This window comes from Roseivirga spongicola (genome assembly GCF_034376045.1).
GTDB classification, from domain to species: Bacteria; Bacteroidota; Bacteroidia; order Cytophagales; family Cyclobacteriaceae; genus Roseivirga; species Roseivirga spongicola.
Map to the genome: position 1 here is coordinate 3,229,064 of NZ_CP139724.1, position 14,990 is coordinate 3,244,053.

Genomic DNA, 14,990 nt, shown 5'->3' on the forward strand with positions numbered 1-14,990 from the left:
TCTGTAACTACTAGCTTATTCGTTCTAAACTTTAAAAAACGCTTCGGCCTAAATCTGTTTCAGAAGAACTTATTCTATATAATTTGTATGACTTCAAACTTTCAGACTCAATGTCTTTATTCGGAAAGTGGATGCCGTTTCTAGAAACAAAGACGTCTGTTGAGTAATGGGCAATTCCAAGCTCTTCTACAGGTAGGCTGATTTTGCCAGAGGTTTTGGTGACGGTATCAAAAATGGTCAGAGTGGCACCAAAAACTTCAGGTCGTTCTTTATCAGAACCTTCTTCTATCTTAGGCTTAGTTCCATGAATCAAAATGCGGTAAATGTACCTGTTGTCTGGGGTTGAAAGCATTTCGGTATAAAAAGCAGGTTGAATAGCTTTAGGGCCAATACTTATACCACCACCTTCAAAGGTCTCTATTTTGGTTTTGTTAAAGTAGCCTTCCAGATTGGTGACCTCAACCTCTGGGTCGCCAGCGTAGTAAGCCCCACGAAATTCGCTTCCAACGAAGTGATATAAGCTGTCATTAATGGCTGAGCTACCGTAAACTTCTTCAGCATTTCCTGCAAAAAATGTTGATACTGAACTTATGCCTCCCGTTTTCGCCATTTCTCTGAGCCTCCGTGCCTTTTCTTCATAATTCGGCACCAGAAATCGTTCATCTACATATTCCTTTTCGAAAGTCTCACTGTCAAAGTTATACACTGTTCTTAGCCAGCTAGTGTCGCCTTCAGCAGGCACTGATTGGCTGATTCCGCAATAGAGCTTTCCATCTCTATATTCCATTGCACCATCTATGGCAATGTTTTTCCTAGAGAAGAAGCCAGAGGTATCGTCTGGCTTAATTCGTTTAAGCACCTCCCCATCTTTGTTGATGCGATAATAGAAGGCCATGGTGTTGATGAAAATATTATCAAAATCATGGACATAGTAATCGAAGAAATAGTACGGGTACTCTACCGCATCTGGTCCGTCTTTAGCCATTTTCGTTTGGTGGTAAAGCTCTCCAGTTTCATAGTCATAGAAATATATACTACTGTTTTTGCGGTTAAAGAAGGTGTAATAGGCCGTACCATCTATTTCAACATATTTACCATCTATCTGGTCGAATGCTGTTTCATAATCAAGTTCAAACTCCTTGTTTGGCTGTTTTACCAAGGTATATACTACTTCTTTAGATTCTTCGATTTTATTAGAATCACCACAAGATTGAATTAGAAAAGCAGTTCCCAGAAATATGAGCAAAAGCGGGTTTCGAGTAATATTCATGTTGTTGTAACTATTTCATTTGTTTTGACTTAGGGTGAATATACTTTTAAAGCTGCATACAAAAAAGCCCGACTTCTCAGCCGGGCTTTTGATTTATGATTTGAACTTATTTGTTGTCTGTGTCAGAGTTTTCATCCTTTACATTTTCAGCCATTCGCTGAATTTCTTCAGAAGACTTTCCTTTTAAATAGCTAGGCAATTCCATACCAGCCATGTTGAACATTTCCTGAAGAGGGGGTACCGATTTGTAAAGCCCAGAAATGAAGTTGGCCGTTGAGGTTTTTTCTTGTTCTATTGAGCTAAATTATTCTAAAACAAGCGGTATATCGCTTATCACTTCCCAGGAATTTTCTTCATTTTGAATAAGTACTAAATATTTATGCATGTCAGGTTCTGATTCGGACTTGTAAGTTAGATCTACAATGGCAGTATGGCTAGTGATATTAATTTGATTAAATTCAATGCTATACTTAGTTCCTCCAATTTTTCCGTTTTTCATCATGACTAAATAGTTGCCTTTTGAAATGATTGTTACTTCATTGGATCCCTTAAATCGATTGGCAATCACTCTATAATCTTCATGTAGAAGACTATTAAGTAGATTGTTATTTCTTTCCGCTGCTGCCTGTTCAATTTTAATTACGGTTTCTCTAATCGCTTGTTCCATTTGTTTGTGTGATTGTGAATAGCTTTTTATCTGGCTGATCACTGTTAAAAGAATAATTGTAGAAAGTTGTCTCATGCTGTTCTAGTTAAATACAGCACAAAACAGCGAGGAAAGATTAGATATTCCTTTGACGAAAGTCAAAAAGCGCTTGAACTCAACCTTTTTCGAATTCTACTGAGCGATTCTCGACTTATTCCGAGGTAACTAGCAATATGTTGTAAAGGAACGCGCTGTAATATTTCTGGTTGATTATTAATGAGTTGAGAATACCTTTCTCTTGGGGAATATGTGGCGAGCAGTGAGGAATATTTTTGCTCATTTATTGTTAGTCTTTCTAAAATTAGATTACCTAATCTCAGGAAATATTCGGACTCTTTATAGAGCTTAGTTAGTTTTGGTTTTTCAATTAGAAGGACGCTACTAGATTCAATGGCCTGAATATTTTTCTTTGATGGGGTGTCAAAAGTTAAGCTTTCAATCTCTCTTAAGAACTCTCTCTCAAAGTGAAAGGACGTGTTAACCTCTCGGCTATCAAAAGTGTGGAAAGTTCTTAGTGCTCCTCGAGATAAGAAATAAATGCCTTTACAGAATTGTCCTTCTCTCAACAGGAACTCAGATTTCTCAACTTCAATATTAGTTACAATACCTTCAAAGATTTGCCACTCCTTTTGGGGTACTTTAATAATCTGGTCAAATACTAATCTTAAATCTTCATACATAAATGATCAGGCTTGTTTTGTTTAAGATGTGATGAATTCCCTTCTACTCATCTTGAACTCTAATATCTTCAAGTTAATGGAGAGGTTAAGCGAAATTTTTGGATTTTGGAGTGAGCATTATCTTAATTAGGAAAGATTGGTATTAGGATTAAACTAGTTAATACTCACATTTTTTTGAAAAGGTGATTCATTCTTCTTCCGTTATATATCTATAAACACTATTTTCAACTTCTATGTATTGGTCATATTTCTTAGTATTCGGGTAGTCTTCTTTTGTATATAAGGCAATGGCTTCCGGTTGTCTTTTTCCCGTTTACAGAACCGATTTAGAATAGCCGAGTTCCGCAGCCCATTTTTCCAACTCTGATAGTATCGCTCCAGCTACACCTTTACCTCTTTCAGTTTCCAACACTTACATGCGTTTAACCTCAACAGAGATATCCTTTTTAAAGGTTTGAAAGTATCGCAACTGAAAGGTCTTCCGTTTTCATAAGCAAATTCATAGTCTTTTAGCATGTCAATCTTATTGAACTGTGTATAGTATTCTGTTTCAGCTTCAACTCGTTGGGCTAAGTCAGCATCTAGTAATTCAACTAATGCCATAAAGTCTGGGTTTGAAGAGTCTGTTTTAAGAACGTCCACAGATTCAAGAGTTATTGTCTTTGGAAGTCCTAAACTCGATCACGATGACATTGGCTGCTTGTATATCATTGACGTTTAACTGAACCTTCACTGTACTAGCTGGAACTCATGCATGTGCACGTGCGCCTATGATTTAGTCTTTCAAAACCAAATTAAGACCTTCTGCTTCTAGCATCTGTTTGGCCATCTGACACTCTAATAATGAGCATTCATATATTGTTGTGAGTTGATGAATATTAAGTTCATAAAAAAAGCCCGACTTCTTAGCCGGGCTTTTGGTTTATGATTCGAACTTATTTGTTGTCTGTGTCAGAATTTTCATCCTTTACATCTTCAGCCATTTGCTGAATTTCTTCAGAAGACTTTCCTTTTAAATAGCTAGGCAATTCCATACCAGCCATGTTGAACATTTCCTGAAGAGGAGGTACCGATTTGTAAAGCCCAGAAATGAAGTTGGCAGTAGAGGTTTTTTCCTCAGGACCATTTCCGCCATTATCCCAAACCGTAACTTTATCGATTTTGATATTTTTGATCGCTTCTGTCTGTAGTTTCACTAGCTCAGGTAATTTATCTGCTACTAATAGGAGTACTGCATTTTTAGAGTCGTTGCCAGCAGCCTTCACAATCTGCTCAAGACCTTGAGCCTGCTTAGTCAATACCTCATAGATACCCTTCGCTTCAGCTTGTTTCATATAAAGAATCGCGTCTGCTTCACCTTTCGCTTTTCTCCTGATCATCTCAGCTTCAGCTTCAGCAGCAATTTCAACTCTTTGCTTGTCGATCTCTGCAGGAACAACAATATCTGCTGTTTGGCTAGACTTATCTCTTTGAGCACGAGCTATTTCAGCTTCTTTCTCTGCGGCATATGCTTCTTCCAAAGCTTTTGCCGACTGAACCTTTTCTGCAGCAGTTGATAATCTTTTTGCTTCAGCTTCTTTTTCAATCCTCGAAGCATCAGACTGCGCTACTTTTACCTTCGCTAAGTTCTCACCTTCAACAGCTTTTGCATTGGCCGCAGCCACGTGAGTTCTCTGATCTTGCAAAGCATTCGCTTGACCAATCTGACCATCTCTGTCTTTTTCAGCAACGCTTTTGATAGCATCGTTTATGGCCTTTGCAGCTGCTTCTTTACCAAGCGCCTCAATGTAGCCCGACTCATCCTTTATATCAGTCACGTTTACGTTGATCAACTTCAGACCGATCTTCTTCAATTCAGCCTCAACATTAGAAGCTACGTTAGCCAAGAACTTATCTCGGTTATTGTTGATCTCTTCAATGTCCATAGTGGCAACTACCAAACGCAACTGACCGAAGATGATGTCTTTCGCTAAGTCATGGATGTTCTGCTGAGACAGGCCTAATAGCCTTTCAGCAGCGTTAGTCATAATTCCTTCTTCTGTAGAGATACCCACGGTAAATCGAGAAGGAACATCTACACGAATGTTCTGACGGCTCAACGCATTAGTTAGGTTCACCTCGATAGAAATAGGGGTAAGGTCCAAAAAGGAATAGTCCTGAATGATTGGCCAGATGAAAGCGGCCCCACCGTGAATACACTTGGCAGATCGGCCTACATCGGTTCCGGTATGAGAGCCTACTTTACCGTAAACCACCAAAATTCTATCGGATGGACACCTTTTGTATCGCCTGAAGATGCCAATGAGCATCACAAAGACGAAGATTACCGCAACGGCAATAATTATAATAAAAGATTCACTCATATGTGTTGGTTTAATTTTTCGAAACTAAAAGTATGTTGTCGTTGATCACGTCTTTCACATTTACCACCGAACCAGTTGGTAAATCTTCTTCGTCATCGGTTATGGCTTCTAGCTCTCTTAAAGAGCCCTGAACCTTCACTAGCACCTTACCAATGTTAGATCTGTTACCGTGAATTCTCATGTACACCTCAGCAATAGCTCCCTTGGCATTGTTAATATCCATGGTGCCACTATCGGTCAGTTTGCTGAAGAAATAGAAGAGACTGGCCATTAAGGTCATCATAATTAGCCCACTAATTGTAGATATAATTAGTGTGGTAGCCGTGCTGTAATCAGAGTCTAAAGCGGCTATGCCAGACCAAGAGAAGATGGTGAAAAAGCCTATGAAATTTTTTAGGGTGAAGAACTGAAAACCTACACCGGAGTCGCTTTCGACATCAAAGTCAGCATCTCCATCAATTTCCATTTCACCTCCAATAAAAGTAAGTACCATTTGAATTAAAAAAATCAAACTAAAGGGGATGGCAATGCCCCAATAAATCTGGCGGATTGTATCCAGTGAGTTCCACCACTCTGAAAGGTTAGACATGGATTAAAAATTTAGTTGATTGAAAATATGCTTTTTTATCTTCCAATTCTAATGAAATGAAGGCATGGGTGAAAAATGGATGGCGAGTGGACGAAAGGCATGCTGATCTTCACCTTCCTTTTAGCTGTATTAATCATGGACTTATCTGAATTGAGTCTAAATTCGTCTAAAATAGGTGCTGGTTGATGTAGAGTAAATTAGGTTGATTGATTTTATTACTAACTTATACCGATAACGGTAAGCGTATAAAATCAGCACTATGGCAAGTTTTACACTGAATATTAATGGGAAAGACAAGCAGGTGGATGTCGACCCGAGTACTCCACTTTTGTGGGTGCTAAGAGACCACCTAGATATGGTAGGAACTAAATATGGCTGTGGTATTGCTCAATGTGGTGCCTGTACAGTTCATTTAAATGGAAGTGCAGTTCGTGCATGTTCGCTTCCGGTTTCTGCAGTTACTTCACAAAAAATAACCACTATTGAAGGGCTTTCGGAAAAAGGAGATCACCCAGTTCAGAAGGCGTGGTTAGATATAGATGTGCCTCAGTGTGGTTATTGCCAGGCTGGCCAGATGATGAGCGCAGCGGCTTTGCTCAACAGCAACCCTAACCCAACTGATGAAGATATTGATGCAGCAATGAGCGGCAATATTTGCCGCTGCGGTACCTATGTGCGAATTAGAAAGGCAATCAAAGCAGCTTCACAACTTTAAACCACTGAATCATGACTATAATTAAAACGAAAGTAGGAAGAAGATCCTTTCTGAAAACCTCTGCTGCCGCAGGAGGAGGAATGCTCATAGGGTTCAATTGGTTAACAAGCTGCTCGGCCATTTCTAAAGAGTCCGAAACGGTGGCTTATCCAAATGAGTGGTTCGAAATAAACGGCTACATCAAAATTGGAGATACTGGAATGGTCACAATCTACTCTCCAAACCCAGAGATTGGCCAAAATGTAATGACTTCTATGCCAATGATTGTGGCAGAAGAGTTAGATGCTCCTTGGAAAAACGTAGTGGTTGAACAAGGTGCCTTAGATTCAGATGCTTTTAAAAATCCTCAGTTTGCTGGGGGGAGCTTATCTATTATGATGGCTTGGAATGCCTTGCGTATGGCTGGTGCTGCGGGTAAACGTATGCTCATGGAAGCAGCTGCAAAAGAATGGGGCGTAGGTCTTGACGAACTTACTGCTAGCGAAGGAGTAATCACAGAGAAAGACGGAAGCAGGTCTATTGGGTATGGTGAAATAGCCTCCAAAGCTGTTGGAATCGAAGTTCCAGAAGAACTAGAGCTAAAAGACCCTAAAGACTACAAGCTTATTGGTACGGCTCAGAAGAATGTAGAAGGTCCTAAAATTGTAACAGGAAAGCCTCTTTTTGGACTAGATTTCAAACGCGAGGGAATGAAGTTGGCTATGATCCAGCACCCACCAGCATTTGGTATGCAACCGAAAGACTTCAATGTAGATGAAATAAAGGCTATGCCAGGTGTGTCTGATGCATTTATTGTAGATACTACTTTGGAGAAACCACAATGGTCAGATGTAAATGCCTTCAACAAATTGATAGCAATAGTTGGAGACTCAACTTGGCAGTTAATGCAGGCAAAGAAAGCACTGAAGGTAGATTGGGAGAAGGTAAGTGAACCAGAGAACTCTGAAATGCATGAGAAGAAACTGATTGCTGACCTAGAAAAGGGTAGAGTTGGTGGAAGCCGAAAAGACGGTGATTTTAATGCTGCTTTTGCTAAGGCTGCTAAAGTAATAGAGAGAACATATACTTCTCCATTTATGGCTCATAACACATTGGAGCCTCAGAACTTTTTTGCTCATGTAACTGATACATCGGCTGAGCTTGTAGGCCCGAGTCAGACACCTCAAGCCTTAAAAGATTCAGTTGTACAGTTATTAGGGATTCCTGCAGAAAATGTAACAGTAGATATGACTCGTATGGGTGGAGGTTTCGGTAGAAGACTTTATAACCACACGGGAATTGAAGCAGCAGCAATTTCAAAACAAGCTGGCGCACCAATCAAACTTATTTACACACGTGAGGACGATATGACCCAAGGAACATATCGACCTACTTATAGATCGGTTTATAAAGCCGGTTTGGATGAGGATAATAACCTCATAGCTTTCTCAGCAAGAGGAGTTGGCTTGCCAGAAGGTCCTATTTTCCCTAATAGATTCCCTGCTGGAGCTGTAGATAACTATTCGGCAGAATCGGTTATGTCTAGCACAAATATTTCTACTGGAGCATGGCGAGCTCCAAGGTCGCACTTCACTGCTGGGGCAGAGCAAAGCTTTTTAGATGAGGTTGCAGAAGCAGCTGGTAAAGACCCAATTGATTTCAGGTTGGAGTTATTCGATAAGGCAATGAATAACCCGGTAGGAGAGAAATACGAGTACGATGCCGAACGTTACGCTGGCGTGCTTAAACTAGTAAAGGAAAAAGCAAACTGGGGCACTGAACAAGATGGTGTTTATAGAGGTGTTGCTGCTTACTTCTGCCATAACTCTTATGTGGCTCAGGTAATGGATGTAGTAATGGAAAACAACCAGCCGAAAGTGAAAAAGGTATGGTGTGCTGTAGATTGCGGTATTCTAATTAACAAAGAAGGAGCAGAGAACATAATTCAAGGCGGAGTGGTAGATGGCATAGGACATGCATTGTATAGCCAACTCACTTTTGAAAATGGTTCACCTATGCAAAGCAATTTCGATTCTTATAAACTAATTCGGAACAATCAGGCACCAAGAGAAATTGAAGTACACTTTGTAGATAATGACATTTCGCCAACGGGGCTTGGAGAACCTGGATTACCACCTGCTATTGGAGCATTGGCTAGTGCGCTTTACAAAGCAACCGGTACAAGGTTGTATAATCAACCGTATGCAAGTAACGAGATGTCTTTGAACTTGGGTTAGAACGAGAAATAGTAATAGATAAAAGAGGCTATCTCAAAAGCTACTATTTTCGTCATTCGCAGCTTGACTGGGAATCTCTTCCGGCCAATGAAGTCCGCCTAGGAGATTCCCGATCGGAGTCGGGAATGACAGTTAACTTTTGAGATAGCCTCTTTTTTTGTGTCTTACTTAGACTCCCAATAGCTTTCAATAAGCTCTTGCATTTTATCTATCGTCAGTGGTTTAGACTTGAAGTCTTTTATGTGGGGGTTAGCTTCTGCCTTTTTAAAATCGTCTTGATTTACCGAGGTGGTAAGCATAACTACAATTACATCGCCTTTTTGCTCCTCACTTAGTTGATCATATAATTCTAAAAACTCCCATCCATCTACCAATGGCATATTAATATCTAAAAATATAAGATGAGGTTGGGGATGATTACCCTCCTCGTCTTTTGAGGTTAAAAACTCTATGGCCTCTTGTCCGTTCAGAGCCACATCTATGCTTTTGCAACAACCCAGTTTTTTGAGATTATACTGGTTGTAAAGGTTTGTGGCTTTATCATCGTCCACCAAAAGTACCTTTAGATCCGCTTTCATTTTGTTAAAATTGTTTTTTCGGGAGTGTGAAGAAAAAACTGGAGCCCTCATTGGGTTTAGATTCTACCCACAACTCGCCACCGTGCAGCGATATGATTTTCATGCAGTGAGCTAGCCCAATTCCGGTTCCTTCAAACTCCTCTTTCTTATTTAGGCGCTGAAAAATAAGAAATATTTTCTGCTGATGTTCTTCTTTTATACCGATGCCATTATCCTTTATTTGAAATTGCCAAAACAGTCCTTTTTCCACTGCACTAATACTAATTTGAGGAGGGGTATCTGGTTTACGAAACTTTATAGCATTGCTTAATAAGTTCTGAAAAAGCAGTCTGATTTCTACTGGATAAATATCCAATGAAGGAAGTTTAGATTTCTCTATATCAGCATCGTGATCATTAATAGACTGGCCAATGTCAGATAGCACATCTGTAACTAACTTATTCAAGTCTGTATGCTCTAGCTCCTTCTGATTGCCCAATCTGGCGTAGTCCATTAAACCTTTTACCAAGTCAGACATACGATTGGCAGATGAGTCTACTAGGTCCATGAATACTGTAGTTTGTTCGTCAAGCTTATCATTTAGCTCCAGTTTAAGCAGCTCTAACATACTTCTTATCGATCTCAAAGGCTCTTGAAGATCATGTGAGGCAATATAGAGGAACTGCTCTAGCTCTTTATTTTTCTGTCTGAGCTTCTGCATAAACTGTATGTCTTTTAATATTTCATTTTGCTTACGCAAAGAAATATCTTGCTCAACCATAAAGTACTTGGTTGGGCTTCCCGGAGGCTTATCTTCAACCACAGAGCTATGAACCCAGAGCTTCCCGCTTTTGGCTTTTCTTTCTACCTCACCAACCCATAAACCATCGGCACTTAAGTTGTTTAAAATGGTTTCAGTAATTTCTTCATTTAGCTCCAAAAGACTGGTGTATGGCTTACCCACTACTTCATCTTTTGTATATCCAGTGAGTAGTTCAAAGTTTTCGTTAATGTCGGTTATAGCTCCTTGGCTATCTAACTCAGATACAATAGATGTTTTATCTATTGCTTTCTTAAAACTACCCAAGGTATGGATAGAAGATTTAAGATTTTGCTGAAGCGATGTTTCCTTTTTAGCCGATTTATTCAAGCCAATGGCCATAATGGAGATATAAACAATGCTTAAAATGATGAGTGAGATGGTATTTACAATAACCCAAAGACTACTAGGAATGTCTACAGTAGATTGTACCGATAGGTAAAAGAACAAATAGCTGAGAGCTAGAGGAACGGTAATAGTAAAAGGCAGCAACCTTCTAGTAATTCGGCTTCCAGGCAAAGGGCCGGTTATTAGTGCAGCAAATCCAGTGGCAGAAGTCTGAAAGAAAAGCCCTAAACCCATTAAACCAAAAAGTGCCGAGGTATGAATAGCCATAGAGCTAAAAAGCTCCGTCTTTTGCTCAGCAGGTATATTTAGAATATAGGTAACTATAGAAATGAAGGCTGTAACAATTACTAAAAGCCAAATGAATTGTGAGGCCATAAGACTTTTAACTCTATTACGGTTAAAAACCAATACGCCTACACCAATAAGTAAAAAGCAGCTGGCCGTAGCTGGCGACATCCGGTTTCTTACTACCGAAGAAAAAGCATCTTCTACTAAAAGGCTGTCAATACCCAAAGAGATATCGAAAATGTACTCTAAAAGAGTCAGAAGAGCCAGTACCGATAGCAGCACGGCCAAAGATTTTACTAGAGTTTTTAAAAATGCTCCTTTCTTGGTGAATAGAAAACCAATAGATCCGACTATCAAGAAACCTAAAGCAGTATTTGCTTTCATGGTTGCTGCGTCTGGAATAAGGCTGAGCACTGGCTCGTAGCTCAAAATCCAGCCTATCAACACCACTGCAGCCACTATCAATGTGAAGATTGAACCGAAGTTTAAGATGATATTCTGAACGGATCTCTTTGGTGTGTATATCATAGATTGATGTAATTATACTAAGCTAGCCAAAATACTTTAAGCAAACAGGAAATTAGCCTAAGGCTTTTTAAATGGTTGATTATCTCAATTTAGTGGAGGTGATGGTCTCCTCAAATTGAATGCGTTGTTCTAACCTTGAAACTTCCTTTTTGTGTGGTGGAAAAACGAATTCTATTTTGTTGAATTATCGACTGAACGAATTAGAGGGGCATCCCCATCAGAGTCTCGCGCGGTGGACTCTGATGATACTTAATGGTGCTCAGAGTCCCTTTCAGGAGACGTCTGAGCGAGGTGCTATGTGCGATAAAGCCTCTCTATATAGAGACTGGTTTCTTACTTTCACATTTATGTAAGGCTGCCAGGCTTTACTTATTGCTTATGCAGTGATGTCACCTGGGTTTTGGTGACAACACCAAAACCGGCTAAGATACTAAGTCGAAGCGAGACGATTCAACTAGGGCGGAGGTGGGCAAGTTCAACTAAGGCGCGTTTCACTGGTCAGACCACTCCAAGTGGTCAGACCAGTTGATTCCATCTCCATCAGAGTCCACTATGTGAGACTCTGATGGTGTTTGAAACTGCTCGGAGTCCCTTTCTGGAGACATCTAATCGAGGTGCTATACGAGGTTTGAGTAGTAGCAGGGGGCTCTACCTGAAGGCTGGCTTCCTACTTTCACTATTGTAAGGCTGCTAGTTTTGTTCAAGCCCTTTTTAATCCCGAGGAATCGAGGGATCGTCCAAGCTTTATTTATTGCTTATGCAGTGTTGTCACTCGCAAGCTGGATTCTGGTAACAACGCTCAAATAGTTAGAGCATTAAATCGAAGCGAGACGCTTCAACTAGGGCTGAAGCTAACAAGTTCAACTGTGGCGAGTTTCACTGGTCAGACCACTCCACGTGGTCAGACCAGTTGATTCCCATCCCCATCAGAGTCCCTTACAGGAGATGTCTGAGTGTAGAAAAGCCTCTCTTTTTATAAAGGCTGGCAGCCCTATCTTCAATATGTAAAAAGGACTGCCAGCCTTAGACTTATTAGGTTCAAAATCAGGAAGGAGTTAAAAAAGAGCCTGCACTACCTAGTACACGAGCTCAAACAATTGCTCCTTATCCTTGCGGACCTTTTTCCTGAATTGAGCCTCATCATTGTCTGACCGATAGCCGACTGTTGCAATCAGCGAAGCGTTGAGCCCCTGCTTGTTCAAGCCAAGAATTCTATTGTAAGCATCGTTAAGAAAGCCTTCCATGGGACAGGCATCGATCTTAAGTTCTGCACAGGCTGCCAATAAATTACTGAGTGCTAAGTAGGTCTGCTTTTCAGCCCAAACTTGGTTTTGTTTGGTGCCGTTGTTGTTCAATTGCGACTTGATAAATTCACCGTAGGGGCTAATTTGTTTCTTATCAACACCCTGAGCTTCCACAATGAGCTGCACGTAATCATCCACATGATCGTTGAAATCTTGCGTGAAATTGCAGAAGACTAATAAGTGAGAGGCATCTGTGATTTGAGGTTGATTCCAACTCGCCTCCCTTAAGGCCATTCTGATTTCCTTGTTCTCAACTATCAGTACTTTGTACAGTTGCAAACCATAGGCAGAAGGAGAGAGCCTCACTGCTTCTTTTAATACCTCCAATTCTTCGGAGCTTACTTTTTTTGCTGGGTCGAACGCCTTGGTAGCGTATCTCCAGTTTAGGTTATCGATTAAATTCATGCTTATTCTAAATGTTATACTTGTAGGTTTTGAGTGTGAATTGCTGAGTAAAGCCAGTTTTGAGATAGAGTGCTTCTCCCATACTGGAAGCTTGTAGTATGGCCCATTGAGCACCGCTTGCTTTACCAAGACGGAGTACTGAGTGCAGCAACCTTTCGGCATACCCTTGTCTTCTCATGTCTGGGATGATACCCATAGAATGAATGCCTGCGATCTCTGGCTTATGATGGAATAAGACCGCTGTGCCCACTGGCTGTCCATGGTCTCTGGCGATAAAATATTGCACCCGATCCATTGTTTTTAGCACCGTAGCACTATCTATTCTATAGCCGAATGCCTGTTGAAAAAGATCTGACCACATAGCTGCGCTTAGGTCATCCCCAACGGTAAGTAGCTCTATGGGCTGACCTTGTCTTTCCCAGTTTCTCAGGGTCATTGACATGCCCTGAAGCTCCGATTTCAGTTTGTAACCTTCGGCTTCCAGTTGGTTCATTTCCATGAGTTCATCCCAAAGTGAAATGCTTAAGTCGTGCTGCTTGGCTTTTGTTATGGCCTCTTTGAAGGTAGTAGAGTCAATATCAGCGGTCAGCCAAAGCCTGTTGGGCCAGCTTGACTGTGGTATATAACTAAAGGAGTAGCCGGAGTTCTGTTCGAAAACTCCACAACGGTTTCCGGCCAATTGCCAGAGGCTGGTCAGGTTATCTATATTTTCTTGAATGAGATTCATTGACTATTTGTGATGGTTGATAAGAATTATTCCGATTATCATGGCTGCTATGCCAAGCAAACGCCTGAGCGAAATGGGTTCGACCTCAAGACCAAACCATCCGAAGTGCCCTGCTATCACCGAAATGAGCATTTGGCCAGTTAGGCCCAATGAAATCATACTACTAATGCCCAACTTGGGAATGGTGTAATAGTAGAGGCATATACCTAAAAAGCTGAATATGGCTCCGGCAAACCACAGGTAGGGCGGTATCAGTTGAACTTCCTGCCAATCTGGTAGTTTCTTCAGACTCAGCGCGATGACCAGGCCTGCCAAAATAGAGCTGATAACAAAGCTGATCAGTGCTGCTAAGAAGGGGCTTTTTAACTGAGTACTCAGCTGGGAGTTGAAGCCTCCTTGAATGGCTAAAAGTATTCCTCCTAAAAGGGCAAGTGATACTAAACTGGCATTACTCATAAGGCAATGGTTTGATTGTGCTTAGTACTGTTTATATTATTTTAATTTATTGACAGGCAGTGCAATAGGTCGCATTGGCGCACCACTAGCACCTCTCAGTTTGAGTGATGAGGCAATGAAGGCGAATTCGAATACCCGATCTTCAGCCAGTGGCTCCAGATTCATTTGTTCAATGAACATCATGCCTTTTTCTGCCAGCAGATAGGTATGTACGGGTACCCAGTTATCGGCTCTTTCAGGAGGAAAGGCTTCCAAGCTCAGGTTATCGGCACCGAGCAACATTATTTGCTGATCTTCTACCAGCCACTTAACCGCATCTAAACTGATACCCGGATAGTTGTCCAGATATTCGGAAGCCTGTTGGTAATATTGTGCCTGGCCAGTTCTGATAAGTACCACATCACCAGGCTGGAGCGCAAGGTGCTGCTTTTTCAAGGCTTCTTTAATATCCTCTGCCGTAATGCGATAGTTGGGTAAAAGCCTTTCACCCTTAGCACTTCTGATATCTATAAGCACCCCTCTGGCAATAATAATGGGGATGGTTTCCGCTCCGGTTTTCTTCCATCCTTTGTCACCCAGGTGTTCCTCAGGGCTATATCCATTCCATATTTTACCATTCAGTCCGAAATGATTGAGAGCGTCAATATGAGTGCCCATGTGGGTGTACATAGAAATGGCATCACCCGTGTAGGAAACCTTTCGGTTCATGGCCTCGCCCATTCCGTTTGGGTTGTCAACTATGGTACCGTTGGGGGTATGGGTGAGCCAATATTGGTAAGGCGGATCGCCAAGGGCGTGAAAGCTGGGCATTCCTACGAAATACTCCACGCTCAAATCATAAGACTTGCCGCTGGCAATTCTAGATAGAATCTGAAGTTTGGAAGCCTCGGTCATCATATTGAGGGTGCCAATCTCATCATTGGGTCCCCAAGGGCTAATTCCTACTACTTCCTGTGCTTCAACCTTAGCAAAAAGAAGGAGTAGCAGTAAAATGGATTTGTACTTTTTCATTGGTGTT

The 14,990-nt window shown here is 41.1% G+C and carries 14 protein-coding genes; 2 read left to right on the forward strand and 12 right to left on the reverse strand.

All coding sequences use genetic code 11. The features are described from left to right. Window positions 1-31: 31 nt before the first annotated feature. The 6 genes from T7867_RS14465 to T7867_RS14490 all read right to left on the reverse strand — a co-directional run bounded on the left by T7867_RS14465 (window position 32) and on the right by T7867_RS14490 (window position 5,608). On the reverse strand, window positions 32-1,270 hold the full coding sequence (locus tag T7867_RS14465; RefSeq protein WP_322299481.1) for a DUF4221 family protein: 1,239 nt from the start codon (window positions 1,268-1,270) through the stop codon (window positions 32-34). 304 nt (window positions 1,271-1,574) lie between these two features. Beyond that, complete coding sequence (locus T7867_RS14470; RefSeq protein ID WP_068222936.1) at window positions 1,575-2,012, reverse strand: hypothetical protein; 438 nt, start codon at window positions 2,010-2,012, stop codon at window positions 1,575-1,577. A gap of 62 nt (window positions 2,013-2,074) precedes the next feature. Further along, a complete protein-coding gene (locus T7867_RS14475; RefSeq protein ID WP_068222935.1) occupies window positions 2,075-2,656 on the reverse strand; it encodes a Crp/Fnr family transcriptional regulator in 582 nt (193 codons plus the stop codon). A gap of 381 nt (window positions 2,657-3,037) precedes the next feature. After that, window positions 3,038-3,259 (reverse strand): hypothetical protein, encoded by a 222-nt coding sequence (locus tag T7867_RS14480; protein ID WP_245660253.1) that lies wholly within the window; start codon window positions 3,257-3,259, stop codon window positions 3,038-3,040. Window positions 3,260-3,591: 332 nt separating this feature from the next. Beyond that, entirely contained in the window at window positions 3,592-5,019 is a 1,428-nt protein-coding gene (locus T7867_RS14485) for a flotillin family protein (protein ID WP_068222933.1), read from the reverse strand. Window positions 5,020-5,029: 10 nt separating this feature from the next. Beyond that, complete coding sequence (locus tag T7867_RS14490) at window positions 5,030-5,608, reverse strand: hypothetical protein (protein WP_068222930.1); 579 nt, start codon at window positions 5,606-5,608, stop codon at window positions 5,030-5,032. 259 nt (window positions 5,609-5,867) lie between these two features. Between T7867_RS14490 and T7867_RS14495 the strand changes: the two genes are divergently transcribed. Beyond that, window positions 5,868-6,323 (forward strand): (2Fe-2S)-binding protein, encoded by a 456-nt coding sequence (locus T7867_RS14495; RefSeq protein WP_068222927.1) that lies wholly within the window; start codon window positions 5,868-5,870, stop codon window positions 6,321-6,323. Window positions 6,324-6,334: 11 nt separating this feature from the next. Next, window positions 6,335-8,539, forward strand: a complete 2,205-nt coding sequence (locus T7867_RS14500; protein WP_068222926.1) for a xanthine dehydrogenase family protein molybdopterin-binding subunit — start codon at window positions 6,335-6,337, stop codon at window positions 8,537-8,539. 164 nt (window positions 8,540-8,703) lie between these two features. Here T7867_RS14500 and T7867_RS14505 read toward each other — a convergent pair whose 3' ends face one another. The 6 genes from T7867_RS14505 to T7867_RS14530 all read right to left on the reverse strand — a co-directional run bounded on the left by T7867_RS14505 (window position 8,704) and on the right by T7867_RS14530 (window position 14,983). Further along, window positions 8,704-9,117, reverse strand: coding sequence for a response regulator (locus T7867_RS14505; protein WP_068222922.1), 414 nt, complete (start codon window positions 9,115-9,117; stop codon window positions 8,704-8,706). A 4-nt stretch (window positions 9,118-9,121) separates the two neighbouring features. Next, on the reverse strand, window positions 9,122-11,080 hold the full coding sequence (locus T7867_RS14510) for a PAS domain-containing sensor histidine kinase (protein ID WP_068222920.1): 1,959 nt from the start codon (window positions 11,078-11,080) through the stop codon (window positions 9,122-9,124). Between the two features lie 1,076 nt (window positions 11,081-12,156). After that, window positions 12,157-12,789 carry an NAD(P)H-dependent oxidoreductase gene (locus T7867_RS14515; protein WP_068222911.1) on the reverse strand — a complete coding sequence of 211 codons (633 nt, stop codon included), beginning with the start codon at window positions 12,787-12,789 and terminating at the stop codon, window positions 12,157-12,159. A gap of 7 nt (window positions 12,790-12,796) precedes the next feature. Further along, a complete protein-coding gene (locus T7867_RS14520; protein ID WP_068222906.1) occupies window positions 12,797-13,516 on the reverse strand; it encodes a GNAT family N-acetyltransferase in 720 nt (239 codons plus the stop codon). A gap of 3 nt (window positions 13,517-13,519) precedes the next feature. Next, entirely contained in the window at window positions 13,520-13,972 is a 453-nt protein-coding gene (locus T7867_RS14525; protein ID WP_068222904.1) for a DMT family transporter, read from the reverse strand. A 36-nt stretch (window positions 13,973-14,008) separates the two neighbouring features. Continuing rightward, window positions 14,009-14,983 (reverse strand): cyclase family protein, encoded by a 975-nt coding sequence (locus T7867_RS14530; protein ID WP_068222896.1) that lies wholly within the window; start codon window positions 14,981-14,983, stop codon window positions 14,009-14,011. Window positions 14,984-14,990 lie beyond the last annotated feature (7 nt).

Bases quoted from the DNA above. Each gene is read 5' to 3' on its own strand.
- T7867_RS14465 (WP_322299481.1), bottom strand. From the start codon at position 1,270: ATGAATATTACTCGAAACCCGCTTTTGCTCATATTTCTGGGAACTGCT.
- T7867_RS14470 (WP_068222936.1), bottom strand. From the start codon at position 2,012: ATGAGACAACTTTCTACAATTATTCTTTTAACAGTGATCAGCCAGATA.
- T7867_RS14475 (WP_068222935.1), bottom strand. From the start codon at position 2,656: ATGTATGAAGATTTAAGATTAGTATTTGACCAGATTATTAAAGTACCC.
- T7867_RS14480 (WP_245660253.1), bottom strand. From the start codon at position 3,259: ATGGCATTAGTTGAATTACTAGATGCTGACTTAGCCCAACGAGTTGAA.
- T7867_RS14485 (WP_068222933.1), bottom strand. From the start codon at position 5,019: ATGAGTGAATCTTTTATTATAATTATTGCCGTTGCGGTAATCTTCGTC.
- T7867_RS14490 (WP_068222930.1), bottom strand. From the start codon at position 5,608: ATGTCTAACCTTTCAGAGTGGTGGAACTCACTGGATACAATCCGCCAG.
- T7867_RS14495 (WP_068222927.1), top strand. From the start codon at position 5,868: ATGGCAAGTTTTACACTGAATATTAATGGGAAAGACAAGCAGGTGGAT.
- T7867_RS14500 (WP_068222926.1), top strand. From the start codon at position 6,335: ATGACTATAATTAAAACGAAAGTAGGAAGAAGATCCTTTCTGAAAACC.
- T7867_RS14505 (WP_068222922.1), bottom strand. From the start codon at position 9,117: ATGAAAGCGGATCTAAAGGTACTTTTGGTGGACGATGATAAAGCCACA.
- T7867_RS14510 (WP_068222920.1), bottom strand. From the start codon at position 11,080: ATGATATACACACCAAAGAGATCCGTTCAGAATATCATCTTAAACTTC.
- T7867_RS14515 (WP_068222911.1), bottom strand. From the start codon at position 12,789: ATGAATTTAATCGATAACCTAAACTGGAGATACGCTACCAAGGCGTTC.
- T7867_RS14520 (WP_068222906.1), bottom strand. From the start codon at position 13,516: ATGAATCTCATTCAAGAAAATATAGATAACCTGACCAGCCTCTGGCAA.
- T7867_RS14525 (WP_068222904.1), bottom strand. From the start codon at position 13,972: ATGAGTAATGCCAGTTTAGTATCACTTGCCCTTTTAGGAGGAATACTT.
- T7867_RS14530 (WP_068222896.1), bottom strand. From the start codon at position 14,983: ATGAAAAAGTACAAATCCATTTTACTGCTACTCCTTCTTTTTGCTAAG.